We start from the raw sequence: 16226 nt of genomic DNA, 5'->3' as shown, positions 1-16226 counted from the left end.
ATCGTAAACGTTACCGGTAACGTTTACGCTACTATTTTCCGCATTTGATAAGGAAGCTATGTTAATTCCTTGTAAAATTGTTTTTATACAGAATATACTTCCGCCTTATGTTTAAAACACTGTTCGGTTGTATTCCTGCGATCCGAGTTTGCGGAATATAATAACGGTATAAAAACGGGCAAAACAAGTTTCAGCAGCAAGTATTTCCACTCACCTAAACCATACCATATGATTCCTCAACTACCAATCACGAGGTTTCCCAAAGCCTTGCTTATGCTCTTGTTTCTGTCGTGTTCCGGCTTGCTTTATGGCCAGGAACAGAAAGAAATCAGCGGGAATGTACTGGACAGTCTGTCGAAAACCGGCCTGCCGGGCGTGACCGTTATTGTTAAAGGTACGCAGCGCGGAACAACTACTAACGCAGAAGGCCATTACACGATTCAGTGCGGCATGAAAGATACGCTTTCGTTCAGCTTTGTGGGTTACGCTCAGAAAGAGATGTATGTCGGGACCAAAACGACCATTGATATCGCGCTGGAATCCAATGTAAACGCGCTGGACGAACTGGTTGTGGTCGGGTATGGAACGATGAAAAAAAGCGATCTGACGGGCGCGGTGATCCGGCTGGATGCCAAAACGTTCAAAAATCAGCCGATGACGCAGCTTACCGACATGCTGACGGGTACCGTTGCCGGTTTTAATGCCAATCAGAGTACGAGCGCTGCCGGCGGAAGTTCTCTTCAGATCAGAGGGCCGAAATCACTGAACGCTTCCACGAATCCGATGGTCGTCATGGACGGGGTTATTTTCAACGGCAGTATTTCCGATATCAATCCGGCTGACATTGAAACAATCGATATTCTGAAAGATGCGAGTTCGGCAGCCGTGTTCGGCGCAAGAGCAGCCGGCGGTGTCATTTTGATTACGACCAAAAAAGGAACGGTAGGCAAGCCGGTTATCAACTTTTCTGCAAACGTCGGCATGACGGAAACGACAAACGATTTCAAGCCCTTTGACGCGCAGGGTTATCTTACGTTCAGAAGGGATTTGCTCCGCGCAACCAATCCGAACAACCCGAAATTTTATTATGACAATCCGGCGCAGCTTCCTGCCGGCGTAACGCTGGACCAATGGAGAAACGCCAGCAACAATCCGCAGACCGATAACACACAGGAATGGCTCGGACGCTTACGGTTTTTCCCGATTGAAACGGAAAATTATCTGGCTGGCAAAACGGTGGACTGGTATAATGAAGTAATCCGGAAAGGCATCCGGCAGAATTACGATGTCAGCATCGGCGGCGGGTCAAAAAACGTTACGTATTACTGGTCGCTGGGCTATCAGAACAACGAAGGACTGATCCGCGGTGACAAGTTTTCCACGATCCGTTCCCGGTTGAATGTGGATTTCAAAGTGACGGACTGGCTGAATGTCGGCGTCAATACCCAGTTTGCAGACCGCGATGAAAGCACCGTAACGGCCAATCTCGCGCAGATGTATCTGATGAGCCCGTATGGCTCCCTGTTCGATGAGGACGGAAGTGCGTCCTGGTACCCAAACAGTTTTGCCGCCGCAGCCAGCCCGCTGATCGATTATTACGGTCAGGATCGCTTTAAAAAAGTCAACACGCTTTTTGCTTCCGTTTACGCCAAACTGAAACTGCCTTTCGGTATGGATTACAAACTATCGTTTCAGCCGCGCTACGAAGCCATAAAAGATTATAATTTCTGGTCTGCGGCAACGTTGGCGGGAGGTGCTTCGCGTTCAAACGGGTACGCCACGCGTGATGATGCTTCCACTTACGAATGGATTCTGGATAATCTGCTGCACTGGAACAAGGAATTCGGGATTCATCTTTTTGACCTGACGCTGCTGTACAGTTCGGAAAGAAACCGGGCATGGGCATCGACGATCACAAACCAGTCTTTTGTACCCAATCAGAACCTCGGTTTTCACGGCCTTCAGTACGGAACAAGTCCGACTGTTTACACCAATGACACACAGCTGACCGGCGATGCCGCCATGGTCCGGCTGAATTATACGCTGCTGGACAAATATCTGTTAACGGCTTCCCTGCGAAGAGACGGGTTTTCAGCATTCGGTACAAAGCAGCCGAGAGCTGTGTTTCCGGCCGTCGCGCTGGCATGGAAAATCTCGGAAGAAAAGTTTTTTAACCTTGATTTTGTAAGTCAGATGAAACTGCGGTTATCGTACGGAGTGAACGGGAACCGCGATATCGGCGCTTATTCGGCCATTGCGCAAATGTATTCCACGCAGTATTACGATGGTTCCAATGTACAGGTGGGCGTGTATCCGAATACGCTGGCTAACCCGAACCTGGTTTGGGAAAGAACAGAATCCATTAATTTGGGCATGGACCTGAGCGTACTGAAAAACCGTGTGGACCTCAGCATGGAATATTATGACATGACGACTTCCAATTTGCTGATGAACCGCCTGCTTCCGGAAATTACAGGATTCAGGAACATCGTTTCCAACCTTGGCCAGCTCGGGAACAAGGGTTTTGAAATGACCGTCAATACCGTCAATACGGAAATGAAAAATTTCAGCTGGCGTTCCAGTCTGGTGTTTTCATTCAACCGGAATAAAATCAAAAGGCTGTTTGGAGATTATAAAGAAGAAACCATCGACGGCAATGCGGTCAGAACGGAACTTCCGGATTACACCAATGAATGGTTTCCCGGACAGGCGCTGGACAGGGTCTGGAATTATGACGTAACCGGAATCTGGCAGACGAGTGAAAAAGATGCCGCCGCCGTTTACAAGCTGGAACCGGGCGATTTTAAAGCAACAGACGTGGATGGAAACGGGAAATACGAGGCACTTCTGGATAAAATGTTCATCGGTTACCGTCAGCCAAGGTTCCGGCTCGGGCTTCGGAATGAATTTACTTTTTTCAAAAACTTCTCGGCCTCCGTTTTCCTGAGAAGTGAACTGGGCCACATTGCACCGTTTGCCGAAGGGCTGCGAACAGGCGGGTCGGATACATATGACAGAAGGAACACCAACGATTTTCCTTACTGGACACCTGAAAACCCAATTAATGAATTTCCGCGCCTGAATACGAATACCAACGTTTTTGGCGGCGGGATCAAGGTTTACAAACCGCTTTCTTTTGTCCGGATTCAGGATGTGAACATTGCATATGCATTGCCGTCGGAACTGATGACAAGATTGAAAATGAACAATATGCGTGTTTTTGCTTCCGTCAGGAATCTGTACAGCTTCAACAAATGGCCTGGCTGGGACCCGGAAGCGTGGGACAATGCCGGAAATAATGTGCCGATGCCGCGGAATTTTACCATCGGACTCACCTTGTCACTGTAATCAGGAGCGTAACCCAAAATGAAAAGAAACATGAAATTCCTCAGACCACTATCTGCAGCATACTTTATACTCTTGGTTGCATTGACTTCCTGTAACAAAGATTGGCTGAAACCCGAGCCGCTTTCCTTTTTCAGTCCTGAAAACGTTTTTACCGAAAAATCCGGTTTTGAGTCGCTGATCATAACGATGCGAAAAGACCTTAAAAACGAAAATACAGGAACGATGCCCAACCTGACGATGGAATTTGCGGCTTCGGACCTTGCTTCGCCGTGGTCGCAGCTGGATTTCTACAATCTTACGCCGAATACAGACCAGTATTACCGTTTTCTGGCCATGTTTACGCAGATTTATACTTCTATCAAAAATACCAATGTGCTGATTTCCAGGATCGATCATATTAAATGGGCATCTGAAGAAGAACGTAACGGCATCCTGGCGGAAGCATACTGGCACCGGGCTTACTGGTATTACCGGCTCGTGAATTCCTATGGCGACGTTCCGTTTATCAGCAAGGAAATCGAAGGCGCAAAGCTGGATTTCCAGACGCACAGCCGGGAAGCCATTTTAAAGAAAATACAATCCGACCTGGAATATGCGGTTCAGTGGCTGCCGGTTACGGCCAAAGCCGGCGCGGTTTCTAAAGGTGCGGGAAATCATTTGCTTGCGAAAATTTACCTAGCCAATCTGGAATTTGACAAAGCCATAGAAGCTGCAAACAATGTAATTTCAGGACCTTATGCCCTGATGACACAGCGCTTCGGGATTGATGCCTCCAAACCGCAGCGTAACCTGATCTGGGATTTGCACCGTTCCAAAAATTTCAGCAGCACGCAGAATACCGAAACCATTCTTGCCTCCATTGACCGTTACGAAGCGCCGCCCGGCGCAAGGTCTGCCGGCCTTTATACGATGCGTTTGTACAACCCACAATGGTTTCAGCCGCAGGTGCTGGACAGTCAGGGAAAGCCCGGCATGGTGGCGAGCGGGCCGATGTACGATTCGCTGGGAAGAGGAAACGCCAATATCCGGCTGACGGGTTATTATCAGTACGATATCTGGACTTACAAGGGCGTAAACTGGCGCGTTACGCCGGATTTGAGAAGAAGCGATATCAACTGGGTGGATATTGACGAACTGAAATACAACAATCCGGCATCAGTCGATTTCGGCAAACCGGTGAATACAAAATTTCTGGCCGCGCAAGTGGATACTTTCAAGCACGTGTACGCCATTCCGCATTACATCATGTACAATCCGATGGACGACCCGAAAGCCATACCCGTGGGCGGCAACGGCGACTGGTATATTTTCCGTCTGGCCGAAACATATCTTTTAAGGGCCGAAGCGTATTACTGGAAAGGACAATTTGCGCTGGCCGCTGCGGACATTAACAAAGTAAGGGAACGCGCAAAAGCTTTGCCGGTTACAGCCGCCGATGTAAATATCCATTTTATTCTGGATGAACGCGCCCGCGAACTGTTCGCAGAAGAGCCCCGCCATTCGGAACTGGTGAGAATCTCATACATCATGGCCAAATCGAATCTGGGCGGATATAGTTTAAGCAATTTCAGTACCAAAAACTTCTATTTTGACCGGGTAATGAAATACAATAATACGTACGAAAAGAAAATCCAGCTTTTGGGTAACACCGCGAATATGGCGCCTTTTCATGTACTCTGGCCCATTCCGTCGCTGGTGATTACGGCCAATACGCAAGGTGTGATCAATCAGAATGCAGGCTATAACGGAGCTGAACTGAATATTGCGCCGCTTACGACCATTGAATAGTAATTTAAATTTTCCGGCCGGACAAACTATCCTTTTCCGGCTTCAATAAAACGAACCAGCAATGAATAAAAGAGCATTTTTAAAACTTACCGCGCTGGGCGGGACCGGCCTGGCGGGAGGCATTTTCCAGCAGGGCTGTACAACGGGCAAAGCAGCTTCACAACTTCCGGCCATCAAAAAACAGGCAGAAACAGCGCATCGCCAGACTTTCAACATGTCGGGCTATGCGGCGCCAAAAGTAGATACCGTACGTATGGCTTACATCGGTTTGGGCAACAGAGGCGGAGGCGCCATCAAACGGATTGTTCATCTGGATAATGTGGAAGTAAAGGCATTATGCGATATCCGGGAGGAAAATGCAATTGCAGCCGGGAAAACTTTTGAAGGAACTTCGCACAAACCGCAGCTTTATTCCGGCCATGCTGACGAATGGAAAAAAATCTGCGAACGCGACGACATTGATCTGATCTACATTTGTACGCCCTGGAACCTGCATGCGCCGATGGCGCTTTATGCCATGGAACACGGCAAGCACGTCGCCTGCGAAATTCCCATTGCCACAACGGTGGAAGACTGCTGGAAACTTGTTGAAACTTCCGAACGTACCAAAAAGCATTGCATGATGCTGGAAAACTGCTGCTATGATTTCTTTGAACTGCTTACGCTGAACATGGCGCGCCAGGGGTTTTTCGGAGAAATCGTGCATGTGGAAGGCGCATATATCCATGACATTTATGAATCCTTTTTTGATAAGACCAAAAGGTATGATCTGTGGCGATTACGGGAAAACCAGAAAAACGGGAATCTGTATCCGACGCACGGACTTGGGCCGGTTTGTCAGGTGCTGAACATCAACCGCGGCGACAAAATGGAATACCTTGTTTCCACGGCCAGCAACGATTTCATGCTTGCTGCCAAGGCAAATGAAATGGCGAAGAGCGATCCGGCTTTCAAGGAATTTGAAGGAAAGAGCTTCCGCGGCAACATGAATACGACGACGATCCGGACCAACAAAGGCAAGACGATCATGCTGCAGCACGACGTTACTTCGCCCCGGCCGTACTCGCGTATTCACCTTATCAGCGGCACAAAAGGAACGGCCCAGAAATACCCGCTGCCCGGGAGGATTTCACATGGCCATGATTGGATTTCGGAAGAGGAATACAAAGTTCTTGAAAAAAAGTATCAGCCTGAAATTGTGACCAGAATAGGCGAGCTGGCCAAAAAAGTAGGCGGGCACGGCGGTATGGATTTTTTAATGGACTGGCGTTTGATTGACTGTCTGCGCAACGGGCTTCCGCTGGATCAGGATGTGTACGATGCGGCTTCGTGGAGTGTCATCGCGCCGCTGAGTGAATGGTCGGTTGCCAATCGTTCGAATTCCATTGACGTTCCCGATTTTACTTCCGGCGCATGGAAAACGAATACGCCGGTTGATATTGAACTTAAAAAAGGAGGAAATACACTTGTTAAGGCGTAAAAAGCCTAAGTTTTAATTATTAAATTGAATTGAATGAAAATTGTCATCTCGAACAACAGTCTGGAATTGGGCCAGGCCGCAGGAATTGAAGCCGCAGATTTGATTCGCCGCACTATTTCGGAAAAAGGAAAAGCCAATATTATTCTGGCAACAGGCACAAGCCAGTTTGAAACAATCCGTCAGCTTTTAAAGGAAGAAAATATTGACTGGTCGAAAGTAACGATGTTTCATCTGGACGAATACATTGGTTTGCCCGTAACGCATCCTGCCAGTTTCCGGAAGTATTTGAAAGAACGTTTTCTTGAAAATGTCCCTCCGTTAAATGAAGTTTTTCTGATTGACGGCGAAGCTGAGCCTGAAACAGAAATCAAACGTCTGAACAAACTGATTTCAGAACATCCGATTGACGTTGCGCTTGTCGGAATCGGTGAAAACGGGCATTTGGCGTTTAATGATCCGCCGGCTGATTTTGACACGGAGCAACCTTATCTTGTCGTCAATCTGGACGAGCCTTGCCGCCGGCAGCAAATGAACGAAGGCTGGTTTGAATCGCTTGAAGACGTGCCCGCACAGGCAATCAGCATGTCGGTCAAGCAGATCATGAAATCGGAACACATTATCTGTTCAGTTCCCGATGAGCGTAAAGCGCAGGCTGTAAGCGATAGCCTGCTGCAAAATGTAAGCAACGAATTTCCGGCAAGTATTCTGCAGATGCACCCGAATTGCACGTGTTTTCTGGATAACAGTTCTGCTGAAATTTATCTGAAATCTAAACCGGATGAAGTAGTTACATTCTGAAAAATGTAACTGAAAAATCGGCCTTTGCGGCATTTGAGCATTTCAGGATTTAATAATGTTCAAATGCCTGCAAAGCCGGATCGTATTTCACAAACTGCCAAATTACATTTCCTGCGTTATACGCCTTACTGCGACGGCAACATCCATGGCAATTCCGGAAATACTGAAAATGAGATCTCCCGCTGATTTCAGTTCCAAAGTTTCGGATCGGATCGTTTGTCCGGCTCGTGTATCCCAGCTTGTAATGGAATAAGTGCCGGCTTCCATGCCGGGAATATTGACTTCAGTATCCAGCGGATTTGCCCGTTCATTCAGGATGTGTAACGTTCTGGTCACCTTTTTGTTAATATCCGTCCGGAGCAGCCATACAACCGCCTGCCGGCTATCGGCGCATGCAAAAACGGCAAATGCCGGATGCCTAGACTTCACTTCATGATTCAGGTTTCTACGTCTGAAATTTTGCCATTCGATCAATTTGGTGAATTCCGCCATGTTTTTCTGCGCAGCACGCATGCCGTGTGTCAGGCAGTGCGGATGCCGGTTTGGCCAACGCATACCGCCGCCTGCTGCGCCTGAAGCAAGATGCGCCCATTGGATATGACGGAAATATTCATCATCAAAATAAGCCGGAAAAGTAATGTGCTTGTCTTTGAATGCATGGATCGGACCGTGTTCACTATCGAAAAAAGGTCTGTTTTTTGGCAAATGTTCCAGCGCTTCCCGAACGAGCCTTCCGGTACAAATGGCCGATGCCACCGTATCTTTCGGATTGTCAATCGTAGCGGCATCATAAAAATGCGTGCTTGCAAAATCAAGCAGCGGATGCCGGAAAATAACGTCTGCAACGGCAGGCTGCTCGTTCAGTACCGGCCCGAAAAGCGATACGGTCTGCGGATGGCAGCGTCCGTAAAGCCGCATTTCTGTTTCGCGCAAGTGCCGGCTGAGCTCGCCCACAAAATCGCTGAAAACGTCCGTTCGGCCGCTGGCATGTGCCGGATGAATTTCATTCCAAAGGTCCCACGCAAACAGAACGCCGCTGCCGCCCCATCTTTCGGCAACGAAACTGAGCCTGTTTTTAACGGCTTTTAAGGTGCCTTCACATAAAAGCCATTCCGAACGTTTTTTGCATGGACCGCCGTTTGCCGCATTGTACGGATGATGTTTCCAGCGGATCCACATCCAGAAAGTATCCACCGGCGTTAGCAGAATCCGCATATTATACTTTGCACAAAGCAGGAACAGGTCGTCCCATAATGCCACCATATTTTTTGAAAACGTGCCGGCGGGTTTTTCAAAATAACGGCTTTCGCCCTGTGCATATTCCAGCATCAGCCGCAGGCACGTTACGCCGTGCCCCGCAAGCCACGCCAGATGACCTTCCACCTGCTGTAAATTTTTACGTCTGAAAAGTCCTGCAAAATCAGGCCAGGTGATCGCGTCATTTTGTCCGACCGGCGTCCAGTCTTCGCCGTTTTCAGTTATAAAATAAGGTGCATCTTTGGCAACCTGAATCCACGGGATGTTATGTACGGGTTTGAAATCCGGGAATGATTTATCTTTTACTGTTTTTTTGTTGCGCGTAATGGCTGTGTTCAAACTTCTTTCATGATCCGGCGTAAAAAGGTTAAGTTGTTCCGGACGTTCTGTTTTTAATTCCATTAAGTTAATCGATTGCTTTGGTATCTATGAGTTTACTGTTCAGGAAAAATCTTACGCTTGGAACAAGATAAGAATTGCATGCCTAAACAATAACAACAGAAGCAGAAATTACAAAAACAGCAATATACACGACTTCTTATTTTATTCCTTTTTTACATAAATTTCAAGAATCTCCTGATTGATGTTCAGGCTGTCGATCTTTTCAATGCCGGACTGGATCAATGAATCTCCTTTCGTCCGCAGCTTGAAATGAAAGTCCCGATTTTCCCATTCACGGTAATTGCAGTATTGCAGATGTTCCGAATAATCCTCGCCTTTCAGCTCATACGTACCGCCGCCTGCATCAAAAACGGCCGAATCTCCTTTTCCCTGCTTGGTGTCATGTTTCAGAAAGGAAAAGTGATTTCCGGCAAACATCTTGATCATTTCCTGACCTTCAACCGGGTAAGTAACCGTCGTGTCACCTTTGGCAATAACCCGGCTGGAAACCAGTTCCCACGTGCCCGTAATGGACGGCAATGCCGTTTCGTCCGTTGTCGTTTTTTTATCACTGCATGACGTCATCATTGTCATTAAAGCACAGCAGGCAAGGATTTTGGACTTCATATGGCTATTTGGGGTTGAGGATTATACTTCGGGCAAGTTACTTTATTTGTTTAATGATAATATGGTTTAACAATGCTGATATGTATTTTTTTGTGAAATCGCATCCGGCAAAGCCGCGGAGCGGCTCCCTGTTTGTAGCACGTAAATGCACACAATGTTCATTGGCCCCGGCGGGGCCTCCTTGATTGAATTGTTGCTGCCAGAAGGCTCCTCCGGAGCCAAAAAAATCGTTGCTATGCTTTTTTCTAGAAACAGAAAGCTCCTCTGGAGCTATGCGTTGGTGTTTTATTGTTCAGTTCTGCCCATGGGAAATTGCATCCGGCAAAGCCGCCGAGCGGCTCCCTGTTTGTAGCACGAAAATGTACACGATGTTCATTGGCTCCGGCGGGGTATCCTTGATTGAATTGTGGATGCCAGAAGGCTCCTCCGGAGCCAAAAAAATTCATTGCTATGCTTTTTTCTAGAAACAGAAAGCTCCTCCGGAGCTATGCGCCGGTGTCTTTTTGTTTAGTTCTGCCTATAAAAATTGCATCCGGCAAAGCCGCCGAGCGGCTCCCTGTTTGTAGCACGAAAATGTACACGATGTTCATTGGCCCCGGCGGGGCCTCCTTGATTGAATTGTGGATGCCAGAAGGCTCCTCCGGAGCCAACAGCTTTCTTTTTAACATGTCAAATCTGTTTCCAAAAATTTATTCACCGCGTTCAGGAACAACAATGTAGCCGGCGGCTGTTACCAAAACAGAGCAATTTTCATCTTCCGATGGGCATCAAGGAATTTTTAAATTACCTTTGCACCATAAAACGATACCATGATTTATTTCTTCGCCGACGATCACAATACTGTTTTTGCCCTACAAACAGAGCGCATACTTACAGACTCCGATATTTCAAAACTAAGCTGGCTTTTTGGCGGCGCACAACGCATGGAAGAAGCGGTCATTACAGATTCCTTTGTAGGTCCGCGTGCTGCCATGATTACGCCGTGGAGTACTAATGCTGTTGAAATAACGCAGAATATGGACATTCAGGGCATTGTCCGGATTGAAGAGTTCAAAAGGGTAGAAGCCGGCTTTGACGGTTTTGACCCCATGCTTTCGCAGAAATACACCGAGCTTGATCAGGATATTTATACGATCCGCATTCAGCCGGAACCTGTACTGGAAATCAGCGATATTGCTGCGTATAACAAGCAGGAAGGACTTTCGCTGAGTGATGAGGAAGTGGATTATCTGAACAAACTGGCTGAAAAACTGGGCCGCAAATTGACCGATTCGGAAGTTTTCGGTTTTTCTCAGGTCAATTCGGAACATTGCCGCCACAAGATTTTTAACGGCACTTTTGTCATCGACGGCGAGGAACAGCCGGTTTCTCTTTTCAAAATGATCCGCAAAACTTCCGAAACAAATCCTAACGGAATTGTATCTGCGTATAAAGACAATGTTGCTTTTGTAAAAGGTCCGGTTGTGCATCAGTTTGCGCCGAAAAGGCCCGATGTTCCTGAATATTACGAAATCAAAGATTTTGAATCCGTTATCTCGCTGAAAGCGGAAACACATAATTTCCCTACCACCGTGGAGCCTTTCAACGGAGCGGCAACGGGTTCCGGCGGAGAAATCCGCGACCGGCTCGCCGGCGGACAAGGTTCCATTCCATTGGCCGGAACGGCTGTTTATATGACTGCACTTTCGCGTCTGGAAGAAAACCGTCCGTGGGAAAAAGGCGTGGAAGAAAGAAAATGGCTTTATCAGACGCCAATGGACATTCTGATCAAGGCTTCCAACGGCGCTACTGATTTTGGAAATAAATTCGGTCAGCCGCTGATCGTGGGTTCCGTACTTACTTTTGAGCATGAAGAAGAAGGCCGCAAGTTGGGTTACGACAAAGTGATTATGCAGGCCGGCGGAATCGGGTACGGAAAAGCAGATCAGGCGAAAAAAGACAAGCCGCAGGCCGATGACAAAATCGTGGTGCTTGGCGGTGAGAATTACCGGATCGGAATGGGCGGAGCAGCCGTATCTTCTGCGGATACCGGTGCTTTTGGTTCCGGCATCGAGCTGAATGCCGTGCAGCGTTCCAATCCTGAAATGCAGAAACGCGTCGCCAATGCGGTTCGCGGCATGGTGGAAAGCGATAACAATACGATTATTTCCATTCACGATCACGGTGCAGGCGGACATTTGAACTGCCTTTCTGAACTGGTGGAAGAAACGGGCGGGAAAATTGATCTGGATAAACTGCCCGTCGGCGATCCGACGCTTTCTGCCAAGGAAATCATCGGTAACGAATCCCAGGAACGCATGGGAATTGTGATCGGCAGGGAAAACCTGGAAACTTTACAGAAAATTGCGGACCGGGAAAGAGCGCCGATGTATACAGTCGGCGACGTAACGGGCGATCACCGCTTTACTTTTGAATCGGCCAGAACGGGCGCGCGTCCGATGGACCTTGAACTGGACGATATGTTCGGAAGTTCGCCGAAAGTGGTGATGCAGGACAAAACAGTTGAAAGAAAGTATGAGCCGGTTGCTTATGACGTTGCAAAGCTTCATGAATACCTGGAACAATTGCTGCAGCTGGAAGCCGTTGCCAGTAAAGACTGGCTTACGAATAAAGTAGACCGCTGCGTGGGCGGACGTGTTGCCAAGCAGCAATGTGCCGGCCCGCTTCAGTTGCCTTTGAACAACGTCGGCGTTATGGCGCTGGACTTTCAGGGAGTTGACGGGATTGCGACTTCTGTAGGCCATGCGCCGCTTTCTGCTTTGATTGACCCCGCTGCCGGAAGCCGTAACGCGATTGCCGAAGCACTTTCCAACATTGTATGGGCTCCTTTAAAAGACGGTATCACAAGCGTTTCGCTTTCTGCCAACTGGATGTGGGCGTGTAAAAATGAAGGCGAGGATGCGCGTTTGTACAAGGCCGTAAAAGCGTGTTCAGAATTTGCTATTAGTTTGGGAATCAATATTCCTACGGGAAAAGATTCGCTTTCGATGAAGCAGAAATACAAAGATGCGGAAGTGATTGCGCCGGGTACCGTCATTATTTCAGCGGCCGGGCATTGCGATGACATTACGGCTGTGGTGGAACCGGTTTTGCGTAAAACCGGCGGTGCCATTTACTATATTAATCTCTCCGGAGACCGTTACAAACTGGGCGGTTCGTCATTTGCACAGATTTTAAACAAAATCGGTTCTGAAACGCCGGACATGCTGGATGCGAATACATTCAAAACGGCATTCAACACGATTCAGGAACTGATCAAAAGCGGAAAAATACAGGCCGGGCACGACATCGGCAGCGGCGGGCTGATTACGACTTTGCTTGAAATGTGTTTTGCAGACCGCGATCTGGGCGCTTCCATTGATCTTTCCGCATTTGGCGATCAGGATATTGTTGAGAAACTTTTTGCTGAAAACAACGGAATCGTTTTTCAGGCAGACGAATCTGCCGAGGAATTTCTGGCTGCAAACGGGGTTGCTTTTCACAAAATCGGAACCGTAAATATGGCCGCTACGCTGGTTGTAAAAGATGCAGCCGGAACATGGGATTTTGACATTGATCAGCTGCGCGACGTCTGGTTCAAAACTTCGTATCTGCTGGATTGCAGGCAAAGCGGCCCGAAACTGGCGAAAGAACGCTATGATAATTATAAATTCCAGCTGCTGCGCTACAATTTCCCTGTACATTTCGACGGGAAAAAACCGGAAATCGATCATTCAAAACCAAGGCCGAAAGCAGCCATATTGCGTGAAAAAGGCAGTAATTCCGAAAGGGAACTGGCGAATGCAATGTATCTGGCCGGTTTTGACGTGAAAGACGTGCATATGACGGATCTCATTACAGGCCGGGAAACGCTGGAAGATATTCAGTTTATCGGGGCCGTGGGCGGATTTTCCAATTCGGATGTGCTGGGTTCTGCGAAAGGCTGGGCGGGCGCATTTCTTTACAATGAAAAAGCAAAAATTGCGCTTGAAAACTTCTTTAAACGCGATGATACCTTGTCTGTCGGCATCTGCAACGGCTGTCAGTTATTTATAGAATTGGGGCTGATTAACGGCGATCATGAAGAAAAGCCTAAAATGCTGCACAACAAAAGCGGCAAGCACGAAAGTATTTTCACTTCGCTGACCATTCAGGAAAATAAATCGGTGATGCTTTCCACGCTGGCAGGCAGCACGCTGGGCGTCTGGGTTTCGCACGGTGAAGGCCGATTCGAATTTCCATTTACTGAAAACCGCTATAAAATCGTTGCCAAATACGGCTATGAAACATATCCGGCTTGTCCGAACGGCTCCGGCTTTAATACGGCCATGCTTTGTGACGAAACCGGAAGGCACCTTGTGATGATGCCGCACATCGAAAGATCGCTTTTCCAATGGCATTGGGCCAACTATCCGGAAGGAAGAAAAGACGAGGTTTCACCCTGGATGGAAGCATTTGTGAACGCCAGAAAATGGATTGAGAATCTGGAAAAGTAATTGAATAGATTTGTAACAGTTGGCAGTGAACTTTTGATAGCCCGGCTATGGAAAGTTCACTGCCATTTTTTATGCTATTTATTCATGACAGTAATCCGTCGGAATTCTTATATTGGGACAAAAATAACCTGAACCCTGATGAAGAAATTTCTGCTGTTTTTTGCCTTGCTTTTATTGATGGCCGGCGCCGGTCCGCGTAAAATTTCCTGGGTTGCCATCGGCGATTCCATTACTTACCTCAACGATCATCAGAATGAAACCGGAAACCGCATTACCAAAGGGTATATGACGCTGATTTCTGAAAAATATCCGTTTGTCAGTTATATCAATCAGGGCCATAATGGGTGGACGTCGGTGAATATTGCCGATAAAATCAATGAACTCGGGTTGGTAAAAGCCGATGTGTATACCGTTTTTCTGGGTACAAACGACTGGTGGCAGGGCAAAAAGCTCGGCACGATTTCTGATTATGAGCAGCAAACCGGTACCGGAACTGTTTATGGCTCATTTCGTGTCATTACGGATAAACTGAAAAAGCTGAATAAGAAAGCCAGCGTAATACTGATTACGCCCATGCAGCGCGGCGATTTTGTTTACATCAATGGCGCCAAAAACAATGCATACGGCTCGTATAAACCGAAAAACGGGCAGACGCTGGAACAATTTGCCAATGCAATTATGGAAATCGGAAAATTTGAAAAATACCCTGTTCTGGACCTGTATCACGAAAGCGGGATCACGCTGGAAAATATGGTCCATTTTAAAAGACTGAAAGATCCGGCGTCCGGCGGTCCGGCGTCCGGCGGTCCGGCGCCCGGCGAATACACAAATTATACCTATCCTGAATATACCAATATTCCTTTTGACCCCGAAAAAGACGAATATCCTTACCCGCCCGAAGCAGTCAACATGACTTATGACGGGCTGCATCCGTCCGACAAAGGTTATGCAATCATTGCAGAGAAGCTTGCAGAAAAGTGGAAAGGGCTGAAATAACCGTTTTCAGAAAATCATTATACTATTCGCCGGCGGTAATTGCCTGTTTCAGGCTTGCAAGCAGCTTGAACATCGCTGCATTAACGGCATCATTATCTGCTTTTGCCGTTTTCAGCGCTTCTTCTGCTTCCGCGCGGTTTTTACGGTTATTTTCTGTTTTTACGGCCTGTTCTTTCGCCGTAACCAGATCGTTGTTTTTAATCCCAAGCCTTTCCGGGCTGTGTAACCTCGAAATGCCGTCCAGCCTGTCGATTCTGGCCTGATACCTGTTATCCTCACAATCAATGGCAAGATTAAACCTTACATATTCGTACGAAGAACCAGAAACCGGCACGTAGCTGCTCAGGACAAGCATCCCGGCTTGCGGATCATCCTGCTTGACTGCATTTTCGTAATTTCCGAAAGTGGCGGAAATCCAGTTCTGAACACTTTTATAAATGGCAGCACGTGGCTTTTCCACTTTTCCCAGATCGGCGTAATAAACATTTTTGTCCTTGTCAAGCGGCAACAGGCCATCTTGTCCGAAACCATTGTAAAAGCTTAAAAGCAGCAGAAGTAATGCGATGTATTTCAATATCGGGATCGTAATTTGAAGCTTAAAGGTAAGGATAAAAGCGGGAAGCAGCATGAAGTTTGTTGCGCGCACCAATTACAGCACCAGGCAATATCCTGTAAAAAATGGCAGTAATTACGAGTAGTTACCCCCTTAACCAAACTTTTTCAGCAAACCAGTTACACCATCATGGGAAAAGGAAAAGAATTGTTCGGACATTATAATGATCTTGCAAAAGAAAAAGGGCCGGGGAGTGAAGAAAGTACTTACGCCGGTGTTCTGTTTCAGGCACTGCTGATGCTCGGCGAGCGCCGTGTTTTCGAACTGCTGGAAGAAGCCGACGAAACCGGCAAGAAACTGCATTTTGAATACAAAACAGATCCTGAAAAAGGAACCAAAGACCTCAGTGGCATAACCCTGGTCTGAAAGGATTCACTGTTTCACAAGTATTTTGAAAAAGCGTATAAAGCGTTTCGTTATTACACTTTTTAACTCAAATCCAATTACCAATTTTTAAAAAAGG

General features: G+C 47.4%; 10 protein-coding genes. 7 read left to right on the top strand and 3 right to left on the bottom strand.

Annotated features, from left to right (window positions below):
• The first annotated feature begins 228 nt into the window (after positions 1 to 228).
• The 4 genes from FEM33_RS25100 to FEM33_RS25085 all read left to right on the top strand — a co-directional run bounded on the left by FEM33_RS25100 (position 229) and on the right by FEM33_RS25085 (position 7414).
• Positions 229 to 3348 carry a SusC/RagA family TonB-linked outer membrane protein gene (locus FEM33_RS25100; RefSeq protein ID WP_139014713.1) on the top strand — a complete coding sequence of 1040 codons (3120 nt, stop codon included), beginning with the start codon at positions 229 to 231 and terminating at the stop codon, positions 3346 to 3348.
• Between the two features lie 30 nt (positions 3349 to 3378).
• Positions 3379 to 5136, top strand: coding sequence for a RagB/SusD family nutrient uptake outer membrane protein (locus FEM33_RS25095; RefSeq protein WP_139014712.1), 1758 nt, complete (start codon positions 3379 to 3381; stop codon positions 5134 to 5136).
• Positions 5137 to 5197: 61 nt separating this feature from the next.
• Complete coding sequence (locus FEM33_RS25090; RefSeq protein ID WP_139014711.1) at positions 5198 to 6616, top strand: Gfo/Idh/MocA family protein; 1419 nt, start codon at positions 5198 to 5200, stop codon at positions 6614 to 6616.
• A 33-nt stretch (positions 6617 to 6649) separates the two neighbouring features.
• Positions 6650 to 7414 carry a glucosamine-6-phosphate deaminase gene (locus FEM33_RS25085; RefSeq protein ID WP_139014710.1) on the top strand — a complete coding sequence of 255 codons (765 nt, stop codon included), beginning with the start codon at positions 6650 to 6652 and terminating at the stop codon, positions 7412 to 7414.
• Between the two features lie 102 nt (positions 7415 to 7516).
• On the opposite strand, the gene FEM33_RS25080 is transcribed toward FEM33_RS25085, so the two are convergent.
• On the bottom strand, positions 7517 to 9073 hold the full coding sequence (locus FEM33_RS25080) for a glycoside hydrolase 5 family protein (protein WP_229214404.1): 1557 nt from the start codon (positions 9071 to 9073) through the stop codon (positions 7517 to 7519).
• Between the two features lie 141 nt (positions 9074 to 9214).
• Positions 9215 to 9679 carry a hypothetical protein gene (locus FEM33_RS25075; protein WP_201747840.1) on the bottom strand — a complete coding sequence of 155 codons (465 nt, stop codon included), beginning with the start codon at positions 9677 to 9679 and terminating at the stop codon, positions 9215 to 9217.
• A gap of 809 nt (positions 9680 to 10488) precedes the next feature.
• Here FEM33_RS25075 and purL point away from each other — a divergent pair.
• Positions 10489 to 14154 carry a phosphoribosylformylglycinamidine synthase gene (gene purL / locus FEM33_RS25070; RefSeq protein ID WP_139014709.1) on the top strand — a complete coding sequence of 1222 codons (3666 nt, stop codon included), beginning with the start codon at positions 10489 to 10491 and terminating at the stop codon, positions 14152 to 14154.
• A 138-nt stretch (positions 14155 to 14292) separates the two neighbouring features.
• A complete protein-coding gene (locus tag FEM33_RS25065; RefSeq protein ID WP_139014708.1) occupies positions 14293 to 15150 on the top strand; it encodes an SGNH/GDSL hydrolase family protein in 858 nt (285 codons plus the stop codon).
• A 22-nt stretch (positions 15151 to 15172) separates the two neighbouring features.
• On the opposite strand, the gene FEM33_RS25060 is transcribed toward FEM33_RS25065, so the two are convergent.
• Positions 15173 to 15778 (bottom strand): DUF4468 domain-containing protein, encoded by a 606-nt coding sequence (locus tag FEM33_RS25060; protein ID WP_139014707.1) that lies wholly within the window; start codon positions 15776 to 15778, stop codon positions 15173 to 15175.
• 114 nt (positions 15779 to 15892) lie between these two features.
• Between FEM33_RS25060 and FEM33_RS25055 the strand changes: the two genes are divergently transcribed.
• Entirely contained in the window at positions 15893 to 16129 is a 237-nt protein-coding gene (locus tag FEM33_RS25055; protein WP_138281470.1) for a hypothetical protein, read from the top strand.
• Positions 16130 to 16226: the final 97 nt, after the last annotated feature.

The organism is Dyadobacter flavalbus (assembly GCF_006149045.1).
Taxonomy (GTDB): Bacteria; Bacteroidota; Bacteroidia; order Cytophagales; family Spirosomataceae; genus Dyadobacter; species Dyadobacter flavalbus.
The sequence above is the reverse complement of the archived record's forward strand: the minus strand, read 5'-3'. Positions and strand labels throughout refer to the sequence as shown.